The sequence below is a fragment of the Desulfuromonadales bacterium genome, from assembly GCA_035620395.1.
Taxonomy (GTDB): domain Bacteria; phylum Desulfobacterota; class Desulfuromonadia; order Desulfuromonadales; family DASPGW01; genus DASPGW01.
The window spans coordinates 1-5,935 of sequence record DASPGW010000226.1 but is presented as its reverse complement, the minus strand read 5'-3'; the positions used below and the strand labels follow the sequence as shown (position 1 = coordinate 5,935).

Annotated in this window: 4 protein-coding genes; all 4 read right to left on the bottom strand. The window is 64.5% G+C overall.

Features of this window, described 5'->3' with window-relative positions:
• Window positions 1-1,298 (bottom strand): cysteine--tRNA ligase (cysS, locus tag VD811_12535; GenBank protein HXV21805.1); only part of this gene is annotated, 1,298 nt, incomplete at its 3' end.
• A gap of 106 nt (window positions 1,299-1,404) precedes the next feature.
• Window positions 1,405-2,430 (bottom strand): chemotaxis-specific protein-glutamate methyltransferase CheB, encoded by a 1,026-nt coding sequence (cheB, locus tag VD811_12530; protein ID HXV21804.1) that lies wholly within the window; start codon window positions 2,428-2,430, stop codon window positions 1,405-1,407.
• A gap of 138 nt (window positions 2,431-2,568) precedes the next feature.
• On the bottom strand, window positions 2,569-4,671 hold the full coding sequence (locus VD811_12525) for a hybrid sensor histidine kinase/response regulator (protein HXV21803.1): 2,103 nt from the start codon (window positions 4,669-4,671) through the stop codon (window positions 2,569-2,571).
• Between the two features lies 1 nt (window position 4,672).
• Window positions 4,673-5,935 (bottom strand): methyl-accepting chemotaxis protein (locus VD811_12520; GenBank protein ID HXV21802.1); only part of this gene is annotated, 1,263 nt, incomplete at its 5' end.

Below are 5,935 nucleotides of genomic sequence, written 5' to 3'. Positions count from 1 at the left end.
CTCCTGGCCAGCCAGGCGGCGGGATCGGAGGTGAAGAGCCCCAGCACGCCGCCGAGCTTGAGCAGCTTGCTGCGGGCGTCGCGCAGCACCGCCAGCGACAGGGAGCATTCGTCGAAGCGGTTCTCGGTGATCAGCCGGTTCATCCCCCGCACCGCCTCGAAGAGGTGGCCAATGGCGAGCGCCGTGTTGAAGTCGTCGTCCATCGCCTCGGCGAACTTGTCCTCCAGCGCCTCGATGCGGTCGAAGACCTCCCGCTCCTCGTCCTTGATCACCGGGCAGGTGAGCCGGCTGGGGACCGGTCGGCTCGCCAGCAACTCGCCGGCGGCCTTGAGCGCCTCGTAGAAGCGGCTGAGGCCGGCGCGGGCATCCTCGAGGTTCTGGTCGGAGAAGTCGATGGGGGAGCGGTAGTGGGCGGTGAGAATGAAGAAACGCACCACCTCCGGGTCGTACTTCTTGAGGATGTCGCGGATGGTGAAGAAGTTCCCCAGCGACTTGCTCATCTTTTCCTGGTTGACGTTGACGAAGCCGTTGTGCAGCCAATAGCGGGCAAACGGTCTGCCGCTCGCCCCCTCGCTCTGGGCGATCTCGTTCTCGTGGTGAGGAAAGATCAGGTCGCGACCGCCGCCGTGGATGTCGAAGGTGTCGCCGAGCAGCGAGGAACTCATCGCCGAGCACTCGATGTGCCAGCCCGGCCGCCCCGGCCCCCAGGGAGATTCCCAGGCGGGCTCGCCCGGCTTGGCCGCCTTCCACAGGGCGAAATCCATCGGGTGGCGCTTCTGCTCGCCGGGGGCGATGCGCGCCCCGGCCTGCATCTCTTCCATGTTGCGCTTGGAGAGCTTGAGGTAGCCGGTGAACTTCTCCACCGCGAAGTAGACGTCGCCCCCTGTCGCGTAGGCCAGTCCCCGCTCGATCAGGCGCTGGACGATGCCGACGATCTGCGGGATGTACTCGGTCGCCTTCGGCTGATGGGTCGGCAGGTCGAGGCCGAGGGCCGCCATGTCCTCGTCGAAGGCGCGGATGAATTCTTCGGCCAGTTGTCGGCTGTCGATTCCGCGCTCGTTGGCGCGGTTGATGATCTTGTCATCGACATCGGTATAGTTGCGCACATAGTTCACCTCGAAACCGGCGAACTTCAGGTAGCGGTAGATGACGTCGAAGACAATGTTGGCGCGGGCATGGCCGATGTGGCAGTAGTCGTAGACGGTGACGCCGCAGACGTACATCCCGACCTTGCCGGGGTGCAGGGGAACAAATTCCTCCTTGCGGCCGGCCATCGTATTGTAGACACGCAGAGACATGGCAATCCTCTTTTCTGATCAGCATCCGGGCGACGGGGATCGAAACGGTCGCCGCTGCGCCTTTAAATAGCACAGCTGCCGACGGTTGCAAAGAATTTTGCGAATTTCAGCGCCGCAGCAACTGGGCAAGGGCGGCCGGGATAGCGGACAGGGGGAGCGTCTGATCGACCACCCCCAGGGCGATGGCGGCCTTCGGCATGCCGAAGACGGCGCAGGTCGACTCGTCCTGGGCAATGGTGTAACTGCCCCGGCGCTTGAGATCGGCCATTCCGTCGGCTCCGTCCCGACCCATGCCGGTCAGCAGAACCGCCACCACGGAAGGGGCCAGGGCACCGCTGGCCAGCGACCGGTAGAGGACATCGATCGACGGACGGCAGCAGTTGACGGGCGGCGTGTCGATCAGACAGACCCGTTCGTTCCGCACTTCCATGTGGACGTTGTTGGGAGCGACCAGCGCCACCCCCGTTTCCAGAGCATCGCCATCGCGGGCCAGACGAACCCGGAACGGACTTTCCCGGTCGAGCCACTCGGCGAACCCGGGGGCGAAGCCGCGGGCGATGTGCTGGACGATGAGCACCCTCGCCTTGCTTTCGCGGGGCAGATCCTTCATCAGCCGCATGACCGCCTTCGGCCCGCCGGTGGAGGCACCGATGGCCAGAATGTCCCGGGGACCGTCCGCGGGTGGAGCCAGCTTGGGAAGCGGCGGACGCTGGCGACGGAAGTGATGGATCACCTTGACCCGGGCGAGAAACTTGACCTTTTCCACCAGCCGGGCAGCGATCTCCTCGAAAGCCTCGGTTACCACCCCCTGGGGTTTCTCCATGACGTCGAGGGCGCCGCGCTGGATGGCGCTGAAAGCGCTGCGACTGTCGGTGGGATCGATGTTGGCCGAGAGGACCAGGATCGGCGTCGGACAACTGGCCATGATTTCGGTCACCGCCTCCAGGCCGTCCATGACCGGCATCAGCACGTCCATGATAACCAGGTCGGGGCGCAGCCGGATGGTTTCCGCCACCGCCTGGCGGCCGTCACTGACCTCGGCAATCACCCTGATTTCCGGGTCCTTCGCCAGGAGATCCTTGAGGACCATCCGCGTCAGCAGCGAGTCGTCTGCGATGAGAACTTGGACCATGTCTTTTCTATCTACTCATGTAAAGGGCTGGGGACGTATCGACAAAACGTCAATGCGTCATCCCCGCTGCCACCTGTCAACAACAAAGTCACCCCTCGCTTGAGCCCCAGGTGCATCACGGGCTATTCCATTCTAATCCTAACCGATAAGGGTTTCCACCGTGCTCAGCAAGGTCCCCTGGTCGAAACTTCCCTTGACGATGTAGGCCTGCGCTCCGGCTTCGATCCCCTGGCGCTTGTCGGCATCCGAAGCAAGGGAGGAGACGATGATGACAGGGGTTTCCCGCGTGCGCTCCAACTCCCGCAGCTTCCGTGTCAGCTCGAAGCCGCTCATGCCGGGCATTTCGACGTCGCTGACGACCAGGTCGAATGCGAAATCGACGCCGGCGATCTTGGTCAGCGCGTCTGGACCGGAGATCGCGATGGTGACCTCGTAGCCGTGGGTCTCGAGGATGTTCTTTTCCATGGTCCGGGTGGTGATGGAGTCGTCGACCACCAGGATGCGCCCTTTTCTGGTCGGTGCCCGCCCCCCCTCCGGCTCCTGGCGCAGACGGCCTCCCCGCCCGGCAAGGCTGGCGCTGAAAAGATCGGGGACCGAGAGAATGAGGGCCGGCGCTCCGTCGCCCAGGATGGTCGCCCCGGAAAAAAATTCCACGCTCTTGAGCTGCTTGCCCATCCCCTTGACCACCAGTTCCTGGACCCCGAGGGATTTGGAAACCAGGCAGGCCAGTTGCTGTTCACGGAAATTGAGGACCAGGGCGGTGCTCCGCTTCGACGCCGCCTGCTGGCGGGAGAGCCCGAGAATTTCCCGCAGGGCGAAGAGCGGCAGGGTATTGCCGCGGACCCGGACGACCTCCCTGCTGCCTTCGGTCAGGACATCCTTTTCCGCAAGGCGCAGGATTTCCGAAACGTAATGCAGGGGAATGGCATAGACCTCCCCTTCGCAGTCGACGAGCAGACTGGTGACCACCGCCAGAGTCAACGGCAGCAGGAGAATCATCTCCGTCCCCTTGCCGGGGGCGGAGTGAATGACCAGATTCCCCTTGACCCGGTCGACATTCGCCTTGACCACATCCATGCCGACGCCGCGACCGGAGACGTCGGTAATGAATTCACGGGTCGAGAAGCCGGGGCGCAGGATCAGGTAGACCGCCTCCTCGTCGCTGAGCTGGCCGGCTTCATCGGCGGCCAGCAGCCGGCGCTCCACCGCCACCCGGCGGATCTGCTCCGGGTCGATGCCGCTCCCGTCGTCGCGCAGCACCAGGCGCACAAAGCCGCCTTCGTAGCGGGCCGACAGTTCCACCCGGCCGACGGCGGGTTTGCCCGCCCGCAGTCGCGCTTCCGGTGTCTCGATGCCGTGGTCGACGGCATTGCGCAGCATGTGCAGGAGCATCGGCCGGGCTGCTTCGAGCATCATCCGGTCGAGTTCCACCTCCTCGCCGCTGAGACTCAAATGAATCTCCTTCTGCTGGTCGCGGGCCAGGTCCCGAGTCATGCGCACCAGATCGTCGGTGATGGTGGCAAGGGGGAGCATGCGCAGTTCCATGGCGCCGTCATGCAGTTCATCCGAAAGGTACGCCAGCGCCAGGGTGTCCCGCTCGAAATCGAGGTTCAGCCGGGTGAAATCGTCGAGGATGTCCTTGCAGAGGTGGTAGTTCTCGGCCCGCCGCAGGCGCCGCAGGAAACCGTCCAGACGACCCCGCAGCCCATCCATCTGCCGCCCCCGCTCCTCGAGCATCCGGCGGACGATGAACAATTCACCGAGCAGGTTGACCATCTGGTCGAGCTTGGCGACGCTGGCGCGCACCGTGTCCCGCTCCGCCTTTTCGGCCGCCACCTGGGGCGCCGGCAAGACCGGATGCTCAGGCAGGATGCCGGTTTTGAGCCCCTCCAGAACGGCATCGACGTTGACGGCGATCTCGCCGCCGGAATGGGCCTGGGCGGTCAGCGCTTCGAGAGCATCGGTGGCCACCAGCAGCAGGTCGGTCAGGGCGGAAGTCAAGGGACGGCCGCCGCTCTCCACCTCCTTGAGCAGGGTTTCGAGATCGTGCGCCACCTGGCCGAGCTGACCCAGGTCGAGCATCCTGGCGGAACCCTTGAGGGTATGGGCGCTGCGCAGCAGCGCCTGCAGCCGCTCCGGGACCAGGCCGTCCTTCTCCATGGCCAGAAAACCCTGGCGGAGGAGCTGCAGGTGCTCCTCCGCCTCGCGGGCGAAAATTTCAATGTACTTCCTGGTTTTCAACCTAGGCCTCTTCTTCCACCAGTTCCTTCAGCCGTTCGGCCAGTCCGGTGAGTTCGGCGATCGCCTGCGCCGTCTCTTCGGCGCTCGCCGCCACCTGCGCGGCGACGTCGCGCACCTCGGCGATGGTGTCGGCCATCTGTTCGCTCGCCGTCGTCTGCTGTTGGGTCGAAAGCTTGATTTCGCGCGCCGCGCCGGTCGTCTCCTGAACCATGGCGATGATGTTGGTCAGCGCCTCGGAGACCCGGGCCACCCGCGTGCTGGCCGCATCGACCCCTTTGGTCCCTTCTTCGGTCAGCAGGATCGTCGAGTTGGTCGCCTTCTGGATCTGCTCGATGAGCCCCTTGATCTGGCCGGTCGCGTCCACCGTCCGTTCGGCCAGCCGCTTCACTTCGCCGGCGACGATGGAGAAACGTTTGCCCGCCTCGCCGGCACCGGCCGCCTCGATCGCCGCGTTGAGCGACAGCAGATTGGTCTGGTCGGAGATCTCATCGATGATATCGACGATGCCGCCGATCTTCTGCGAGTTCTCCCCCAGCTGCAGCATCGCTTCGGCGATCGACTGCACCTGGGCCTTGAGCTGGCCCATGCCGTCAACGGCGCTGCCCACCGCCTGCACCCCGGTGGCGCAAGCACTGCTCGCCTGCTCCGCCTGGGCCTCCACCCGCAACGCGTTTTCGGCCACCTGCTTGGCGGTCACCGCAATTTCCTCGGAAGTGGTGGTCGCCTCCTGCACCGCCGAGGCTTGCTGCGTAGCGCCGGAGGACTGCTGGGCGGAGATCGCCATGATCTCGTTGGCGCTGGTCGAAAGCTGCTGAATCGCCTCCTTGACACTGACAATCAGCCGGCCGCTCTTGTCGATCTCACTCTTGAGGTTCTTGACGATCACCTGCGTCATCTTGTTGAACGTCCTCGCCAGCTTGCCGATTTCGTCATCCGAGACGATCTCGATGGTCTCCTCCAGATGGCCGTCGGCGATCCGCTCGGCGACCTCCGTCACCCGCTTCAGCGGCCTGGTAATGCGCGCCACCACCAGGTAGATGGTCACCGATGCGACCACCAGCACCAGCAGCATCGACAGCGCCACGGTGTTGCGCAGTTCGGCGATTGCCTTTTCCGTCTGGCCGATGGAGAAGCCGATGCGGAAGCCGCCCCAGTGCTTCCCCTTGACGTAGACCGGTGCCGTGATGTCCCACATCGTCTCGCCGGTATCCCGCTTGTAGACCTGACGGAGAATCTTGTTGCCGTCCTTGCCGTCGTAGCGGGC

What these genes read in the sequence shown, in the direction of transcription:
- cheB (HXV21804.1), bottom strand. Translation starts at nt 2,430, where the DNA reads ATGGTCCAAGTTCTCATCGCAGACGACTCGCTGCTGACGCGGATGGTC.